The organism is Microbacterium sp. FW305-3-2-15-F-LB2, from assembly GCF_058787255.1.
Window position 1 is genome coordinate 440,625 of the sequence record NZ_JBYSZO010000001.1, and the last position, 16,702, is coordinate 457,326.

Annotated in this window: 14 protein-coding genes; 12 read left to right on the top strand and 2 right to left on the bottom strand. The window is 71.1% G+C overall.

Annotated features, from left to right (window positions below):
- Nucleotides 1-5: 5 nt before the first annotated feature.
- On the bottom strand, nucleotides 6-758 hold the full coding sequence (locus AC3WLZ_RS02160; RefSeq protein ID WP_492468882.1) for a vWA domain-containing protein: 753 nt from the start codon (nucleotides 756-758) through the stop codon (nucleotides 6-8).
- Between the two features lie 236 nt (nucleotides 759-994).
- Nucleotides 995-1,717, bottom strand: a complete 723-nt coding sequence (locus AC3WLZ_RS02165; protein ID WP_412923458.1) for a GntR family transcriptional regulator — start codon at nucleotides 1,715-1,717, stop codon at nucleotides 995-997.
- A 142-nt stretch (nucleotides 1,718-1,859) separates the two neighbouring features.
- Here AC3WLZ_RS02165 and AC3WLZ_RS02170 point away from each other — a divergent pair, with 142 nt between their 5' ends.
- Genes AC3WLZ_RS02170 through AC3WLZ_RS02225 form a run of 12 tightly spaced genes read left to right on the top strand, consistent with a single transcriptional unit; the run spans nucleotide 1,860 to nucleotide 16,616 of the window.
- Nucleotides 1,860-2,807, top strand: coding sequence for a PDR/VanB family oxidoreductase (locus tag AC3WLZ_RS02170; protein WP_412923459.1), 948 nt, complete (start codon nucleotides 1,860-1,862; stop codon nucleotides 2,805-2,807).
- A 43-nt stretch (nucleotides 2,808-2,850) separates the two neighbouring features.
- Entirely contained in the window at nucleotides 2,851-4,188 is a 1,338-nt protein-coding gene (locus AC3WLZ_RS02175; protein WP_412923460.1) for a Rieske 2Fe-2S domain-containing protein, read from the top strand.
- Entirely contained in the window at nucleotides 4,181-5,710 is a 1,530-nt protein-coding gene (locus tag AC3WLZ_RS02180) for a glutamine synthetase family protein (RefSeq protein ID WP_492468883.1), read from the top strand. Before AC3WLZ_RS02175 ends, AC3WLZ_RS02180 begins: the two co-directional genes overlap by 8 nt.
- 8 nt (nucleotides 5,711-5,718) lie before the next feature.
- Nucleotides 5,719-7,185: an aldehyde dehydrogenase family protein gene (locus AC3WLZ_RS02185; protein WP_492468884.1), complete on the top strand. Its 1,467-nt coding sequence runs from the start codon at nucleotides 5,719-5,721 to the stop codon at nucleotides 7,183-7,185.
- A gap of 4 nt (nucleotides 7,186-7,189) precedes the next feature.
- Nucleotides 7,190-8,200, top strand: coding sequence for a phosphotriesterase family protein (locus AC3WLZ_RS02190; RefSeq protein WP_492468885.1), 1,011 nt, complete (start codon nucleotides 7,190-7,192; stop codon nucleotides 8,198-8,200).
- 3 nt (nucleotides 8,201-8,203) lie between these two features.
- Entirely contained in the window at nucleotides 8,204-9,238 is a 1,035-nt protein-coding gene (locus AC3WLZ_RS02195; RefSeq protein WP_492468886.1) for a phosphotriesterase family protein, read from the top strand.
- Nucleotides 9,235-9,870 (top strand): cysteine hydrolase family protein, encoded by a 636-nt coding sequence (locus AC3WLZ_RS02200; RefSeq protein ID WP_492468888.1) that lies wholly within the window; start codon nucleotides 9,235-9,237, stop codon nucleotides 9,868-9,870. Before AC3WLZ_RS02195 ends, AC3WLZ_RS02200 begins: the two co-directional genes overlap by 4 nt.
- Entirely contained in the window at nucleotides 9,867-11,384 is a 1,518-nt protein-coding gene (locus tag AC3WLZ_RS02205) for a GMC family oxidoreductase (protein ID WP_492468889.1), read from the top strand. The genes AC3WLZ_RS02200 and AC3WLZ_RS02205 overlap by 4 nt, the downstream gene beginning before the upstream one ends.
- Entirely contained in the window at nucleotides 11,381-12,796 is a 1,416-nt protein-coding gene (locus AC3WLZ_RS02210) for an amidase family protein (RefSeq protein WP_492468890.1), read from the top strand. The genes AC3WLZ_RS02205 and AC3WLZ_RS02210 overlap by 4 nt, the downstream gene beginning before the upstream one ends.
- A 27-nt stretch (nucleotides 12,797-12,823) precedes the next feature.
- Nucleotides 12,824-14,182, top strand: a complete 1,359-nt coding sequence (locus AC3WLZ_RS02215) for an amidohydrolase (protein ID WP_492468891.1) — start codon at nucleotides 12,824-12,826, stop codon at nucleotides 14,180-14,182.
- On the top strand, nucleotides 14,179-15,198 hold the full coding sequence (locus tag AC3WLZ_RS02220; RefSeq protein ID WP_492468892.1) for a phosphotriesterase family protein: 1,020 nt from the start codon (nucleotides 14,179-14,181) through the stop codon (nucleotides 15,196-15,198). Before AC3WLZ_RS02215 ends, AC3WLZ_RS02220 begins: the two co-directional genes overlap by 4 nt.
- Nucleotides 15,195-16,616: an amidase gene (locus tag AC3WLZ_RS02225; protein WP_492468893.1), complete on the top strand. Its 1,422-nt coding sequence runs from the start codon at nucleotides 15,195-15,197 to the stop codon at nucleotides 16,614-16,616. Before AC3WLZ_RS02220 ends, AC3WLZ_RS02225 begins: the two co-directional genes overlap by 4 nt.
- Nucleotides 16,617-16,702 lie beyond the last annotated feature (86 nt).

The following is a 16,702-nucleotide window of genomic DNA, read 5'->3' on the forward strand; positions in this document are numbered from 1 at the left end:
GGCTCCTAGAACGTCGCGTCGACTGTTCCGTGCGCGATGTCGGATGCGGGTGCCGGACGCGCGGCCTGGAGGTTCGGCTGGCTGGATGCGGCCGCGGCACTGGCGCGGATGACCGTCTGATTGATCAGGTGCTTCACCTGCGCGATCACCGCCTTGATGTCAGCATTCTTGAAAAGGAAGTACTCTCCCCGCTTCTCGCCGAAGTCGGGGTACGCGATGCTCTTGAGCACCTCGACGTCCGCATCTCGGAAGCCGTAGGCCACGACGTACGGCCACGCCTTGTTCGCCTCTGCGCCCTGAAGCCTGAGGAACGTGTCTCGGAATCGACCCCTGTCGTCGTGGTCGGGCTGCCCGTCCGTGAGGAAGAACACGCAGGGACGGTGGTAGCTCCCGTTCTTCGCCTTGATGGCCGCCGTATCCGCGCGAACGGCACGGTCATATGTCTCCCACGCCGAGCTGAAGTTCGTGCCGCCGAGAATGGTGAGCGGTTCGACCGACTCGATGTTGGACAATCGCGAGAGCGGAATCGTCACCCGCGCGGTCGAGCCGAAGCTGATCACGCCCAGCAAGGCCGTGTCGTCCGTGGCCGCATCGGCTCGGAGCTCGGCGACGATCTCCTGCACCGCCGAATGCAAAGTTCCCAGGTCCGCACTCATCGACCCGGATTGGTCGAGGATGATGTAAAACGGCATCACCTCCTGACCCTCGGCGATGTCGACGTCGCGGGCGTCATCGACGCCCTCTGCGTACTCGTTCATACATTCCCCCCAGATGTTGATATTGCACGTACGGTCACGGTATCCGGAGCCGTCGCAGCCACACAACGACGGTGTTCGGCGGTGTCTGAGACGGCTGGCGAGCCGGTGCGCGACTGATCCATCACCCGGGTCTACCGATCCCGGGGATGGGTGGGCTGAGCAGCCGCATTCGTGGCCCCGGGGCCACCGCTGACGCCCCGTGCCACAGAACGTGCACCGACCCGCGGAGCCCCGCGTCAGCCCGTGAACACCGTCGCGGAGCGCCGCTCGTACCACCGCGCGAGCTGCTCGCCGGCCTTGAGGACGTGCTCGCGCATCTCTCGGCGGGCGGCCTCGGCGTCGCCGCTCTCGATCGCCTCGATGATGCGCACGTGCTCCTGGAAGTTCTCTTCGCGGTGGCGGTCGTCGCCCACGAGGAGCTGGGCCGACACGTTGCGGGGGAAGGTCTCGTTGATCTCCTCGATGGCGCGGGCGAGGCGGGCGTTGGCCGAGACCTGCGCGATCGTGTTGTGGAAGACATCGTTCTCGCGGCGGCTGGCGAGCGCCGGGTCACCCTGGCCTCGCTCGCGCTCGACGGAGCGGTCGTACATGTCCTGGTTCGCCTCGCGCAGGCGCGCGACGTCGCCGCGCGAGATGCGTTCGACGGCGCGGGCGGCGGCGAGGGCCTCGAGCTCGGCGCGCACCTCGTAGGCTTCGCGCACCTCCCACGGCGCGGGCACGCGTACCACGGCGCCTCGGTTGGGCAGCACCTCGATGAGCCCACCCGTCTGCAGCTGACGCAGCGCTTCGCGCACGGGGGTGCGGCTGACGCCGAAGTCGCTCGCGAGCTCCGCCTGGCGCAGCTGCGCTCCGATCGGAATGTCGCCCGACATGATCCGTTCCCGGATCTTGGCGGCGATCTCATCGACGAGGGCGTGCCCCCCGGCCGCCGAGATCTCGGTGTCCCCCCCTGCGGCCATGCTGCCCCTCTCGGTCGGTCGTGGTCGCGCTCCCGCGACTGCCGAACCTAGCAGAAGGGCTCCCGGATGCCACGCAATCCACGCGGGTCTGGCTCCCAGGTCATGCATTCGGGATCCAATTTGTTTCTGTTAGGATCCAAACATGACGACCCGAGAGGATGCCACCGAGCTCCGCGCCCGCGTGCGCTCTCTGACGCTCGAGACCGCCGACGTCATGTCGGTAGAGCTCGAGGGGGTCGACGGGCCGCTCCCCGAATGGACACCCGGCGCCCATATCGACCTCGCCCTCCCCGGCGCACCGGTGCGGCAGTACTCGCTGTGCGGCGAGCCCGGGTCGGCGCGCTACCGCGTCGCCGTCCTGCACGAGGAGCAGAGCCGCGGCGGCTCCCGCGCCGTGCACGAGCGGCTGCGCCCGGGCGACGTCGTGTCGCTCCGCGGTCCGCGCAACCATTTCGGCCTCGAACCCGCCGACGAGTACCTCTTCCTCGCGGGCGGCATCGGCATCACGCCGGTTCTGCCCATGGTGCGCGCCGCGGCCGCGGCGGGCGTGCCGTGGCGCGTGCTGTACCTCGGCGCCTCCCGCACCCGCATGGCGTTCCTCGACGATCTCGCCGCCCTCCCGGGGGGAGCGGTCGACGTCGTCGCGCGGGACGAGGGCGTCCGAGCCGACCTCGAGGCCGAGCTCGCGGCCCACCCGAACGCGGCCGTGTACGCGTGCGGTCCGGCACGCATGCTCGAGGAGGTCACGCGCCTGGTGCCCGAGGCATCCGGTCGTCTGCACCTGGAGTACTTCACCGCCCCGGCCGTGGAGTACGAGCCCGGCGGACCGTTCGCCGTGCGTCTCGCGCTCACGGGCGTCGAGCTGACCGTCGAACCCGAGCAGAGCGTGCTCGAGGTCATCCGCGAAGCCGGCGTCGACGTGCTCTCCGACTGCGAAGAGGGCATCTGCGGCAGCTGCGAAACGGGCGTGCTCGAAGGCGAGGTCGAGCACCGCGACTTCGTCCTCACCTCACAGGAACGTGCCGCGAACGACTGCATGATGGTCTGCGTTTCGCGGTCCGCGTGCCCCCTCCTCGTGCTCCAGGCCTGAGAGCCCCGGACACAACCCACACCGACCACGAAGGGCGACGGCGATGCTGAAGCAGGAAGACAACGAGAAGATCACCCGCTCCGGACCGGGCACGCCGCTCGGAAACCTTCTGCGCTCGTACTGGCAGCCGGCCGCCCTCGTCTCCGAGATGCCGGGCGAGCGGCCGGTCAAGGCCGTCCGCATCATGAGCGAGGACCTCGTGCTGTTCAAGAAGCGCGAGGGCTGGGGCCTCATCAGCCGCTACTGCGCCCACCGCGGCGTCGACCTGTCGTACGGCCGTCTCGAGGAGGACGGCATCCGCTGCCTGTACCACGGGTGGCTCTACGACGGCGAAGGGAAGTGCGTCGAACAGCCCGCCGAGCCCGAACACAGCCAGTTCCTCGGCAAGATCCGCATCGCCAACTACCCGTGCGTGGAGAAGAACGGCATCATCTTCACCTACATGGGCGCGGGCGACCCGCCGCCGTTCCCCGACTACGACTGCTTCATCGCGCCGGAGGAGTACACCTTCGCCTTCAAGGGCCTGTGGGACTGCAACTGGCTGCAGGGCCTGGAGGGCGGCATCGACCCGAGCCACGTGTCGTTCCTCCACCGCTTCATCCAGGAGGACCCGCGCGAGATGTACGGGCAGCAGTTCGCCGAGGAGGTCGAGGGCACCGGCAAGAAGCTCTCGATGCTCGTGGGAGAGAGCTACCGCCCCGACATCGAGGTCGAGAGCGCCGACCACGGCCTGCGCGTGTTCGCGCTGCGGCAGCTCACTGAGGACATCAAGCACGTCCGGGTGACGAACCTGATGTTCCCGAACGCGTTCGTCGTCCCGTTCGGCAACACCAAGGTGTTCACGCAGTGGCACGTGCCGATCGACGACGAGCACCACTACTGGTACATGATCTGGTACGACTTCGCCGAGGTGACCGACAAGGACACGCTGCTGCAGCAGCGCCTCGAGGGCGTGACGCTGCCGGACTACCGGCCGATCCGCAATCGCGACAACAACTGGGGCTTCGACCCGCAGGAGCAGAAAGAGCTCACGTACACGGGTATGGGGCTCGACATCAACGTCCACGACCAGTGGGCCGTGGAGAGCATGGGCCCGATCCAGGACCGCACGGTCGAGCGCCTCGGGGTCTCGGACCGCGCCGTCACCGCGAACCGGCGCCTGCTGCTGCGGGCCATCGACGCGTTCGCGGCGGGCGGGCAGACGCCCTCGCACCCCGTGAGCGCGGAGGAGGCCGCGAAGCTCACCGGGCCCCTCGCGATGGACACGATCTCGGCCAACGACGCGTGGCAGGAGCGCTGGGTCCAGCGCGAGCAGGAGCGCCGCGCCGCCTCGCCGTGGGCGGCCGCGAGCGCCAGCGCCGAGGAGACCGTCGATGCGTGAGCGCAACGTCGACGAACGCCCCGTCTCCGAGAGCGGCGGCGGGATCTCCGCGCGACCGATGCTCGCCGCCGACCGCGAGGGTTTCGTCCACCGCCACGGGCTGTGGAGCGAAGCGAAGTACGCCGCCGCCGGGCAGATGCGCCGCGTCGTGGACGAGCTCGGGATCGACATGGTCCGGTTCTCGTTCGTCGACCAGCACGGCATCCTGCGCGGGAAGACGATCGCCCGCGGAGGGCTCGCCGCGGCCTTGCGCTCGGGTGTCACCGCGCCGAGCTCGCTCCTGCTCAAGGACACGTCGGGACAGTCCGTCTTCTCGGTGTTCAGCGCCGAGACGGGTGTCGGTGTCGCCGGATTCAGTGGCGCGGGCGACATCGTGCTCGTGCCCGACCCGACGACGTTCCGCGTGCTGCCGTGGGCGCCGGGGACGGCCTGGATCCTGTGCGACCTGCATTTTCCCGACGGCAGCCCCGTGCCGTTCTGCACGCGCACGATCCTCCGCAACGAGCTGACCACGCTCGCCTCGCGCGGCTACGACATGACCGTGGGCGCCGAGCTGGAGTTCCACGTCTTCCGGGCCGAGGAAACGGCGCTGGGCACCGAGCACGTCGGAGCCCCGGGTCGCCCGGGCGCCGCGTCGCTCGCCGCTCCGACCACGCGCGGCTCGCAGCTGCTGCTCGAGGAAGGGCTCGACCGCATGCAGCCCCTCGTCGACGCGCTCTACCGCGGGCTGACGCTGCTCGACCTGCCGCTGCGCTCGATCGAGCTGGAGTTCGGTCCCAGCCAGTTCGAGATCACGATGGAGGCCGGCTCCGCCGCCGAGATCGCGGATGCCATCGTCCTGTGCCGCACCGCGGTCCGGCGCATCGCCGCGGGGCTCGGCTATCACGCCACGTTCATGTCGCGCCCGCAGGGAGCCGAGGGCGCGTCCACCGGCTGGCACCTGCACCAGTCGCTCACCGAGCGGGCGACCGGTCGTGGCGCGTTCGTGCCCGACGCCCCCGGAACGACGCTGTCGCTCCTGGGCTCGGCCTACCTCGGTGGCCTGCTCGCGCACGCCGGAGCCGCGGCGGTCTTCACGACGCCGACGGTCAACGGCTACAAGCGCTACCAGCCGAACTCCCTCGCGCCCGACCGCATCGCGTGGGGCATCGACAACAAGGGGGCGATGGTGCGCGCCGTCGGCGGAGTCGGCGACCCCGCGACGCGCCTCGAGAACCGTTCGGGCGAGCCGGCGGCCAACCCGTACCTCTACATCGCTTCGCAGCTGATCAGCGGCGTGGACGGCATCGACCGGGGTCTGATCCCGCCGGCGCCGACCGCCGACCCGTACCGGACGGATGCGCCCTCGCTCCCGGCATCCCTGGGTGCCGCCGTCGACGCGTTCGAGGCCGACTCGGTGTTCCGGGCCGCGCTCGGCGACGTCGTCGTCGAGTGGTACGCGACCATCAAGAGGGCAGAATTCGCCCGCTACCTTCGCCACGTCTCCGACTGGGAGCAGCGCGAGTACTTCGAGATCTTCTGAGGACCAGCATGAGCCTTCGCACCACCGTCACCGCCCTCCCGGACTACGAGCCGTTCCTCCTCGGGGGCGAGTGGATGCCGCGGGGCGAACGCCCCGCACGCGCGGTGATCGACCCCGCCACCGGCGAGGTGCTCACGACGGTGGCCGACGCCACGCCCGCCGACGTCGACGCGGCGGTGGCGACCGCCGTCGCCGCCCACGCCGACCGGCGGTGGCGCGGGCTCGCGCCGCTGGATCGCGCCCGCATCCTCAACCGGGTCGCCGACCTCATCGAGGAGCGGCTCGAGGAGCTCGCGGTGCTCGAGACCCGGGACAACGGCAAGCCGATCGAACGCTCCCGCGCGGACACGGCCATGGCGGCGCGGACGTTCCGCCATTTCGCGGGTGCGCCCTCGCGACTGGGCGGCACGGTCGTCTCCGTCGATGGCGGGGGACATCACGTCTACACGGTGCAGGAACCGGTCGGCCCGGTCGCGATCATCCTCCCGTGGAACTTCCCGATCATGACCGCGGCCTTCAAGCTCGCCCCGGCGCTCGCCGCGGGCTGCCCGGTGGTCGCCAAGCCCGCGGAGGACACCCCTCTCACGCTGCTGCGGCTCGGCGGCATCCTTCTCGAGGCCGGCGTTCCCGCCGGCACCGTGAGCATCCTCACCGGCGACGGCTCGGTCGGGGCGGCCCTGACCGCGCACCCGGGCATCGCGAAGATCACTTTCACCGGCTCCACCGAGGTCGGACGCCTGGTCGCGCACGCCGCCGCCGACGACTTCACGCGCGTCACGCTGGAGCTGGGCGGCAAGAGCCCGAACATCGTGTTCGAGGACGCCGACCTGGATGCCGCGGTCCTCACGGCCATGCGGGCGTCGTTCGGCCACTCGGGGCAGATGTGCACCGCGGGAAGCCGCCTGCTCGTGCAGCGTTCGATCCTCGCCGAGATGACCGAGCGGATGACGGCGGCGGTGGCCCGCGTGCCCGTGGGTGACGGCCTGGACGGCGGCATCACGGTGGGTCCCTTGGTGTCGGAGGAGCAGCGTGAGCGCGTGCTCGGCTACATCCGCGCCGGTGTCGACGAGGGCGCGACCCTCCTCGCGGGCGGCGGCGTGCGCGAGCCCGGCTTCTATGTCGAACCCACCCTCTTCGCCGGCGTGACCAACGACATGCGGATCGCGCGCGAGGAGATCTTCGGTCCGGTCGTCGGCATCATCCCGTTCGACGACGAGGCGGAGGCCATCCGCATTGCCAACGACACCGCGTACGGTCTCGCCGCCGGCGTGTGGACGCGCGACCTCGGGCGGGCGCACCGGATGGCGGCGGCGCTGGATGCCGGCACGGTGTGGGTGAACACCTACAACCTCTTCGATCCCGCTCTGTCGTTCGGGGGCACGGGGGAGTCCGGGCTCGGTCGCGACCTCGGCGAGGAGGGCCTGCGCGGCTTCCTCGAGTCCAAGAGCGTCGTCATCGCGATCCCGGAGGCGTAACCGCATGCTCACCGTGCACGGCGTCTCGGGGCCGATCGCCCCCGGGCAGCTCGGGGTCACGCTGCCGCACGAGCACGTCTACATCAACATGACGCGCACGACCCCACAGGACGGCTACCTCGCGGTCGAGGACGAGATGCTCGCCGAGCTCGCGCTGTTCCGCGCCGCGGGCGGTTCGACGATCATCGACCTGACAAATGGCGAGCTGAGCGACTATGCGGCACCCTTCGGCGAGAGCGACGACATGACGGAGCTGCAGCAGAACCGGCGGACCGGGTCGCGCTCGATCGCCAACGTGCGAGCCACCCGCCGGGCTGCCGAGACCAGCGGCGTGCAGGTCATCCTCGGGACCGGCCACTACTACGACACCTACCTCGACAAGGAATGGTTCGACCGCACCCCGACCAACACGCTCGCCGACTTCCTCGTCGCCGACCTCCTCGACGAGATCCCCGGCACCGGTGTACGCGCCGGGGTGATCGGCGAGATCGCGTCCGACCTGTCGCACATCACGGCGGCAGAGGAACGGTCGTTCCGCGCAGCCGCCCGTGCCGGACGCGAGACGGGTGCGCTCATCTCGACCCATGCGGCGTCGTTTCCCACGGGCCTGGCGCAGCTCGACATCCTCACCGAGGAGGGCGTCGACCCGTCTCGCGTCGTGATCGGCCACGCCGACACCGTGAAGAGCGTCGAGTACTCGCTCGAGCTGCTGCGCCGCGGAGCCTTCGTCGAGTTCGACTGCCTCATGACGTGCCGCGTCGGCGGTTCGCTCATCCGCCACCAGATCGACCGGCGCATCGATTACCTGCGCCGCCTCGTCGACGCCGGGTATGCCCACAGGGTCCTGCTGTCGCACGACGTCTGCCAGCGCTCGCACCTGCGCGCGTACGGTGGCCCGGGATACACCTTCCTCTTCGAGGAGTTCCGCCAGATCGCGGTCGAGTCCGGGATCGCCCCCGAGATCCTCGACGCCATCCACCGCGACAACCCGCGTCGCGCCGTCTTCGGAGAGTGACCGATGCCGATCCACACCGTTCTCGGACCCATCGACGCCGCCGACCTCGGCCGGACGTCGATGCACGAACACCTGCTCAGCGACCTGCGCATCTGGGCGAAGACGCCGACGGAGCTCCCGCCGGAGGGCGTGGAGATGGGCCCCGAGCTCATGGCCTACCTCCGGTGGAACTTCCTCTCGATCCCCGAGAACATCGTCCTCCACGATCCCGTCGTCGCCGCCGAGGAGCTGGCGCACGTCGTGACCGCCGGCGGGTCGGGGGTGCTGGAGCTCACCCTCGACGGCATGGGTCGACGCCTGCGCGAACTGCCCGAGATCTCGCGTCGCTCCGGAGTCCACGTCATGGTGGGCGCCGGCTTCTACGTCGAGCCGACGATGCCCGACGACGTCCGGACCGCCGACGTCGACACCCTCACCGACGTTCTGTTGACGCAGCTGCGCGAGGGCATCGACGACACCGGCATCCGTCCCGCCCTCCTCGGCGAGATCGGCACGAGCTATCCGGTGACGGATGCCGAGTGGCGTTCGCTCCGCGCGGCCGCCCGTGCCGGCAGCGAGACCGGCGCCGCCGTCTACACCCACCAGTCCTTCCGCGGCATGGCCGGGACGAAGGTGCTCGAGGTGCTCGTCGACGAGGGCATGTCGCCCGACCGCGTGATCATCGGCCACCTCGACGAATACTGGGACAAGGCGTACCACCGCGACGTCGCCCAGGCCGGTGCCGTGCTCGCCTACGACACCTTCGGGTCCGACTTCTACTACGGCAGCACGGACCTGCGGAACCCAACCGACGCCGAGCGACTCGAGATGGTCGAGTGGCTGCTGTCCGAGGGGTACGGCGGCCAGCTCGTCATCGCGCAGGACGTGTGGGCGCAGGCCAACCTCCGTCGCAACGGCGGCCGCGGCTACGACCACCTCTTCGCCCGCATCGGCCCCGCCATCGCCAAGATCGCGGGTGACCCCGCGGTCGCCGACCAGATCCTCATCCACACTCCCCGGCGGTTGCTGGACCGCCCCACGCTCTCGGAGGACTCATGACCGACACCGCACTCGAAACCGGCATCGGCCCTGCCCACCTGGTCGGCCGCACCGTCCTGATCGTCGTCGACATCCAGGGCGGCGCCGGCACCACCCCGCCCGAAGAGGGCGGCATCCCGGTGCTCATGGGCGGCCGCGCCGAGCGCCGCGTCCGCGTCCGTTCGCTCGTGGACCGCGCCCGCGAGGCGGATGTGCCCGTGGTGTGGATCCAGGAGGTGCACAAGCGTTCCCTCGTCGACATCGGGCGCGAACTCGACGGCGCGGAGGGGCCGCACTGCATCGAGGGCGACCCCGACACGGAGATCGCCGCCTGGCTCGACCCGCAGCCCGAGGAGTTCGTCATCCGCAAGCGCCGGTACTCGGCTTTCTTCGGCACCGAGCTCGAGATCGTGCTGAAGGCGTACAAGGCCGAGACGGTCGTGCTCGTGGGCGGCCTCACCGATGTCTGCATTCACTACACCGCGGTGGACGCGCATCAGCACGACTACCGCGTGCGCGTGGTCACCGACGCCGTCGCCGGGTCGACGCAGCGGGCGCACGACAACGCGCTCGAGGCCGTGCAGTACCTCCAGCGTGACGCCCTGGTGTCGGCGGCCGACGTCGAGGCCTCGTTCGAGCGGGTGCCCGCGTGACGAGCGCCCTCCCGCGGGAGGCGGCGTACGTCGTCGTCGGCGGCGGGACGGCGGGAAGCGTCGTGGCGGCACGCCTCGCCGAGGCGGGGCGCGAGGTGCTCGTGCTGGAGGCCGGACCGGACTTCGGGCCGGAGGGCGATCCGGCGTGGCCGGCGGACCTGCTCGACGCGACGCGGCTCGGCCGCTCGCACGACTGGGGGTACGACTCCGGCGACACGTACCCGTGGCGCGTCGGCTTCGAGCGCGCCCGCGCGATCGGCGGCTCGAGCGACGTCAACGGGTGCACGCAGACCTGGGGCCACCGCCGCGACTACGACGCGTGGGCCGAGGCCGGCCTCGTGGGATGGGCGGCGGACGACCTGCGCCCGCTCTTCGAGGAGGGCATGCGGCGCCTGCGCGTGCACCGTTTCACCGCGGACGAACTCACCCCGTGGCAGCACGCCTGGTACGACGCGGCGCCGGCGGTCGGGATGCCGCGCGTCGAGACGCTCAACGACCTCGACGAGGCCGCCGGCTTCGCGCCCGAAGACATGAACATCCAGGACGGCGTCCGCATCAATGCGGCGTTCGGCTATCTCGACCCGGTCCGGGCCCTTCCGAACCTGACGATCGTCGGCGAAGCGCTCGTCGACCGGGTGATCGTCGAGCACGGCCGCGCGACCGGCGTCGTGGTGCACCACCGCGGCGAGGTGGTCGAGGTGCGCGCGGGAACCGTCGTCCTCGCCGGCGGCGCGTACAACTCGCCGACCGTGCTCCTGCGTTCGGGTATCGGACCGTCCGCGCAGCTCGCCCCCCTCGGCATCCCGCTCGTCGCGCACCTCCCCGGCGTCGGCGAGAACCTCCACGACCAGCCGTTCCTCCTGATGAGCTGGGAGGGGTCGGATCGCATGCGCGTGGAGATGGATGCCGCCCGCGCGGGCGGCTGGGCCCCCGACGAGCAGGCGATGGGCAAGGCCGCCTCGAGCGTCGAGACCGAGGCATTCGACCTGCACTTCCTCCCGTACAGCCCCACCCACCGCGGCGACGAGAAGCGATGGAGCATCGGCACTTCGGCGCTCCTGCCGCGGTCGCGCGGATTCGTGCGGCTGCGCAGCACCGATCCCGAGGCGAAGCCGATCATCGACCACCGGTTCCTCACCGACCCCGAGGGGCTCGACGTCGCGATGCTGATGGACGGCGCGGAGATCCTGCGCGACCTCGCGGCCACGCCCGCACTCGCGCCCCTCGTGGGACGGGAGATCCACCCCGGCCCCGACACCTTCACGCGGGAGGCGCTCGCGGCCCACCTCTACGCGAACCCCGACAACTACTGGCATCCGGTCGGCACGTGCCGGATGGGCGTGGAGGGCGACCCGCTCGCGGTCGTCGACGCGCGCGGCCGGGTCCACGGCGTGGAGGGACTCCGCGTCGCCGACTGCGCGATCATGCCGCGCGTGCCGCGCGCGACCACCGCCATGCCCGCCATCGTGGTGGGCGAGAACATCGCCCGGATGCTGATCGAGGACGCCGCATGAGCCTGTCGCACCTGACCCGCCGCTCCGCATCCTCCCTCGCGGAGGCGATCAGACGGCGGGAGGTGTCGTCGGAGGAGGTCGTGCGTGCGCATCTCGAGCGGATCGACGAGATCAACCCCGCGGTCAACGCGGTGGTGTCCTATCGGCCCGAGGAGGCCATCGACCGCGCGCGCGAGCTCGACGCGCTCAGCGCCCGCGGCCTCTCGACGGGTCCCCTGCACGGGTTGCCGTTCGCGGTGAAGGACCTGATGGATGTCGCGGGCCTCCCGACCACGTCGGGCTCGCGCATCCACGTCGGGACTGTCGCGAAGTCGGACAGCGTCATCTCGGGTCGTATCCGCGACGCGGGGGGCGTGTTCGTCGGGAAGACGAACACCCCCGAGTTCGGGGTCGGTTCGCACACGTTCAACGACGTGTTCGGTATCACCCGCAATCCGTACGACCTCGCTCGCTCCGCCGGCGGCAGCAGCGGTGGTGCGGCCGCGGCCGTCAGCAGCGGCATGCTGCCGATGGCCGACGGGTCCGACCTCGGTGGCAGCATCCGCAACCCCGCGTCGTTCGGCAACCTCGTCGGGCTCCGGCCCACCGCGGGCCGCGTCGCCTCGGCCCGCCCCGGTAACGCGTGGGACCCCGGGTCGGTGCTGGGGCCGCTCGCGCGCAACGTCCGCGACGCCGCCCTGCTGATGTCGGTGATCTCGGCGCCGGAGCGTCGAGCGCCGCTGTCCATCGACGAGGATCCCGCGCTGTTCCTGTCGCTGCAGCCGCGACCGTTCGCCGGCGCGCGCGTGGCCTACAGTGCCGACCTCGGCGGGCTTCCGCTCGATCCGCAGGTGCGCGCGGCGACCGAGGCGGCCGCACGGCTCGCCGCCGACCTCGGCGCCGAGGTGATCCCGGTCGACCTCGACCTGTCCGAGGCCGACCTCGTGTTCGAGACGTTCCGCTCGCTGGAGTTCCTCGATGCCCACGGTGAGGAAGCGGCGGAGCACCCCGACCTGGTCAAGCAGACGCTGAAGGACGACATCGCGTGGGCCGGGGGGTTCACCGCCGAGACGCTCGTTCGCGCCGCCGGTGCCCGCACCCGACTGTTCCGCCGGTTCCAGGCGCTGTTCGAGGACGTCGACCTGCTGCTCGCCCCGTGCGTCCAGGTGCTGCCCTTCCCCGTCGAGTGGGAGTACCCGACCGAGATCGACGGCGTCGCGATGGACCGCTACTACTCGTGGCAGCGGTCCTGCAGCCGCATCACCGCCACGGCGATGCCGGCGCTGTCGCTGCCCTTCTCGTTCTCGACCGAGGGGCTGCCGATCGGCGTGCAGTTCGTCGGTCCCTACCGTGCCGACCGCACCCTCCTGGAGTTCGGTCTGACCTGGGAGGGCGCCGTCGCCGACACGATGGCCCGCCGCCCGCCTCTCTGACCCGACGTCCCCGCTGAGGAGCCCCGCATGACCCCGTCCCCCCGGAACGACACCACCACGCTGGTGATCGCGCCCGTACGCACGATGGACCCCGACCGCCCGCACGCGGAAGCGTTCGCGGTGCGGGCGGGGCGGATCGTCGCGGTCGGAGGCGTCGACGAGGTCAGCGCCGTCCTCCCCGCCGACCACGAGGTCGAGGAGCTCGACGGCGTCGTGCTCCCGGGTCTCATCGACGCTCACCTGCACATGCAGCGCGGCGGCCTCAAGGGAAGCGAACACGTCGACCCGGACGTCGACGTCGACGGGTACATCGAGACGATGGCGCGCACGTTCGACGATGAGGACTGGACCGGTGCCGAGCCTCCCACGCTCGATCAGCGGGTCGCGGGGCTCGACCTCGTCCAGCCGCTGTTCCACGCCCTCGGTTTCACCGGCATCGTCGACCCCGCCGTCACCCCGGACGAGATGCGCGGCTACCAGGAGGCGCACCGCCGCGGGCGGCTCACCATGCGCACCGTCGCGATGCCCTACCTCGAGATCGGGTCGCCGGACACCCCCGACGTCGACGCGGTCATCGCCCACCTCTCGGGCACCGGGGTCTCCACGGGCTTCGGCGACGACGTCCTCCGCCTCGGGCCGATCAAGGTGTACGCCGACGGTGAGGCGCTGAAGGGGCAGGCGCTGCTCGACGAGCCGTGGGATGCCAGCGGATACCGCGGCGAGCAGCGGATCCCGGATGCCGAGTACGCCCGTCTCGTCGCGTTCTGCGCCGCGAACGGCTGGGGCGTCGGCACGCACGCCGTCGGGGGCGCGGCGATCGGACTCGTCGCGCGGGAGTATGCCCGCGCCGGCGCCGCCGTACGGCAGAACCGGTACCAGGTGATCCACGGGTATCTCGAGCCGAGCGTCGAGACCATGCGTCTGGCGGGCGGCGTGGGGACCGTGGCATCCCTTCAGCCCTCGATCATCTGGCACAACGGCGTCGGTTTGCGGGAGAAGCTGGGGGAGCGCGCCGAGCGTGCGAACCCGATGCGCTCGTGGATCGACGCGGGCGCGGTGCTCGCCCTCGGGTCGGACGGGCCGTACTTCGCGTTCGATCCCCGCCACCTGATGTGGCAGGCGGTCACGCGGTTCGTCGCGAACTCTTCCGAGCCGCTCGACCCGTCGGAGGCCATCACGCTCGAGGAGGCGCTCGCCGGGTACACGACCGGTGCCGCGTACGCGAGTCTCGACGAGACCGAGCGGGGGATGATCCGCCCGGGCATGCTCGCGGACTGGGCGCTGTGGTCGGCGGACCCGGTGGATGCCGGTGTCGACGCGCTGCGCGGACTCCACGTCCGCCGGACGGTGGTGGGTGGCCGCACCGTGTACCGGGGCCACTCGTGATCGAGACGGTCCTCGGCCCCGTGCCCGCGGAGGGGTGGGGGCCGACCTCGACGAACGAACACCTCCTCACCGACTCGCGGGGCCTCGCGCGCCCGCTCCCGGACGGCACGTTCCTCGATGGCCCGCCTCGTCTGGAGGTCTGGGGCGACCTCCGGTGGAACTGGATGTCGATGCCCGACAACCTCACGCTCGACGACCCCGTCACGGCCGCCGAGGAGCTGGCATCCGCCGCCGCCGTCGGACTGGGTGCCGTGGTGGAGGCGACATCGTGGGGCATGGGCCCGCGTCACGCCGAGCTGCCCGAGATCTCGCGCCGCAGCGGGGTGCAGATCGTGGCCGCGTACGGCTCCTACATCGACAAGACGCTTCCGGCGTGGTGGCGGGAGCTGAGCGAGAGCGAGATGTTCGCGCTGTTCCGCACGGCACTGACGGATGCCGTGCCCGGGACGGCGTATCGCGCCGGGCTGCTGGGGCTTCTCGGCACCAGCGCCGAGATCACGGGGCCCGAGGCCCGGGCGCTGCGCGCGGCGGGTCGAGCCGCCGCCGAGGCCGGGGCGTCGGTGAGCATTCGTCTGGATGCCGCTGCCCGCCGCGGCCCGGAGGTCGCCGGCATCCTCACCGGGATGGGACTGGCGCCCGAGCGGATCCTCTTCTGCAACATCGACAAGGTGCTCGACCTCGCCTACGTGTCCGACATCGTCGACACCGGCGCCGTGGTGGAGTTCGCCTTCGGGAGCGACCATTCCTTCGGCGGCGGGATCCGCGATCACACCGACCGCGAGCGCCTCGACTTCCTCGGCGCCCTCGTCGCCGTGCGCCCCGACGCCGCGATCACACTCAGCACCTCGGTCTGGACCAAGGGACAGCTGACCCGCTACGGCGGCATGGGCTACGGTCACGTGCTCACGCGCATCGCCCCCCTTCTCGCGAGCGTGGGCGTCGACGACGCCCGTCTCGCCGACATGCTCGTCGCGCGCCCCGTCGCGCTCCTGGACAGGACGGAGACTCCTTCATGACCCCCACCGACCAGCCCCTGCACCGACGGAGCGCGCGCGAGCTCGCCGCCGGCATCCGGACCCGCGAATTCTCGGCCGAGGAGGTGATGCGTGCGCACCTCGCACGGATCGAGGAGCACAACGACGCGGTCGCCGCGATCGTCACGATGATCCCCGAGTCCGAGGCCATCGAGGCGGCGCGCGAGGCGGACCGGGCCGTCGCCCGCGGTGACGAGGTGGGGCTGCTCCACGGCCTGCCGACCGCGGTGAAGGACCTGCTCGACGTCGAGGGGCTGCCCACTCGCCACGGCTCGCGGATCCACGCCGATGCGGCACCCGCCCGTGCGGACGCGATGGTCGTGGGACGGATGCGTCGCGCGGGAGCGCTCATCATCGGCAAGACGAACACCCCCGAGGCGGGGTTGGGCACGCTGACCTTCAGCGCCATCGCCGACACGTGCCGCAACCCCTACGACCTCTCCCGGCACGCCGGAGGGTCGAGCGGCGGAGCCGCGGCCGCGGTTGCGACGGGGATGCTTCCGTTCGCGGACGGCTCCGACAGCGGCGGCAGCCTGCGCTACCCGGCGGCGTTCTGCAACGTCGTGGGCCTGCGCCCGACTCCCGGCCGCGTTGCGAGCGGACGGCTCGACAACGGCTGGACCGCGCACGGCGTCCTGGGCCCGATGGCGCGAACGAGCGACGACGTCGCGTACGCTCTCGCGGCCATGGCGGGTCCCGACCCGATGGCACCGCTCTCGATCGCGGAGGACCCCGCCGTCTTCGCGTCGCTGACGCCGCGGAGTCCGGCATCGGTCCGGATCGGCTGGAGCAGCGACGCGGGCGGCGTGCCGATCTCGCCCGAGGTCGCCGCCGTGCACGCGGCGACGCGGGCCGCGCTCGTGGCCGCGGGGTACGACATCGTCGACCTCGACCTCGACCTGGCGGATGCCGAGGCCGCGTGGGAGACCGTAGAGATGTACAACTTCTTCGCCTCGTACCGCGGCGAGGCGGCCGCACACCCGGACCGGATGCGGCCGGATCTGCTGCGCAACGTCCGACAGGGCGAGCGGATCACCGCGACCGAGCTCGCGGATGCGCTTCGCACCCGGACCGAGGTCTTCCGCAGGACCGAGCGGCTCTTCGCCGATGTCGACGTCCTGATCGCCCCGGCAACCCCCGTGGTCGCCCCGCCCGCCGAGGCCGAGTGGGTCGAGCGGGTCGGCGACACCGTCTACGATCGCTACTTCCGGTGGCAGATGTTGGCGAACCGCTTCACCGTGACCGCGCACCCCGTGGTCGTCACGCCCGCGGGTTTCCACGGGCACCTGCCGGTCGGGATGCAGGTCGTCGGTCGCCACCGCGGCGAGGCTGATCTACTCGCGATCAGCGCGGGGCTCGAGGCCGTCCTCGGCCTGACGGCCCGCACACCCGGGGAGTGAGCCACGTTTTACAACGTCGAAACATTCCCGGCACAAAACGAGGGATCCAATCCTGCAAAATTGGATCCAGTTACACCCGAGATATA

What these genes read in the sequence shown, in the direction of transcription:
- AC3WLZ_RS02210 (WP_492468890.1), top strand. Translation starts at nt 11,381, where the DNA reads ATGAGCCTGTCGCACCTGACCCGCCGCTCCGCATCCTCCCTCGCGGAG.
- AC3WLZ_RS02195 (WP_492468886.1), top strand. Translation starts at nt 8,204, where the DNA reads ATGCCGATCCACACCGTTCTCGGACCCATCGACGCCGCCGACCTCGGC.
- AC3WLZ_RS02160 (WP_492468882.1), bottom strand. Translation starts at nt 758, where the DNA reads ATGAACGAGTACGCAGAGGGCGTCGATGACGCCCGCGACGTCGACATC.
- AC3WLZ_RS02215 (WP_492468891.1), top strand. Translation starts at nt 12,824, where the DNA reads ATGACCCCGTCCCCCCGGAACGACACCACCACGCTGGTGATCGCGCCC.
- AC3WLZ_RS02225 (WP_492468893.1), top strand. Translation starts at nt 15,195, where the DNA reads ATGACCCCCACCGACCAGCCCCTGCACCGACGGAGCGCGCGCGAGCTC.
- AC3WLZ_RS02170 (WP_412923459.1), top strand. Translation starts at nt 1,860, where the DNA reads ATGACGACCCGAGAGGATGCCACCGAGCTCCGCGCCCGCGTGCGCTCT.
- AC3WLZ_RS02185 (WP_492468884.1), top strand. Translation starts at nt 5,719, where the DNA reads ATGAGCCTTCGCACCACCGTCACCGCCCTCCCGGACTACGAGCCGTTC.
- AC3WLZ_RS02165 (WP_412923458.1), bottom strand. Translation starts at nt 1,717, where the DNA reads ATGGCCGCAGGGGGGGACACCGAGATCTCGGCGGCCGGGGGGCACGCC.
- AC3WLZ_RS02180 (WP_492468883.1), top strand. Translation starts at nt 4,181, where the DNA reads ATGCGTGAGCGCAACGTCGACGAACGCCCCGTCTCCGAGAGCGGCGGC.
- AC3WLZ_RS02190 (WP_492468885.1), top strand. Translation starts at nt 7,190, where the DNA reads ATGCTCACCGTGCACGGCGTCTCGGGGCCGATCGCCCCCGGGCAGCTC.
- AC3WLZ_RS02175 (WP_412923460.1), top strand. Translation starts at nt 2,851, where the DNA reads ATGCTGAAGCAGGAAGACAACGAGAAGATCACCCGCTCCGGACCGGGC.
- AC3WLZ_RS02200 (WP_492468888.1), top strand. Translation starts at nt 9,235, where the DNA reads ATGACCGACACCGCACTCGAAACCGGCATCGGCCCTGCCCACCTGGTC.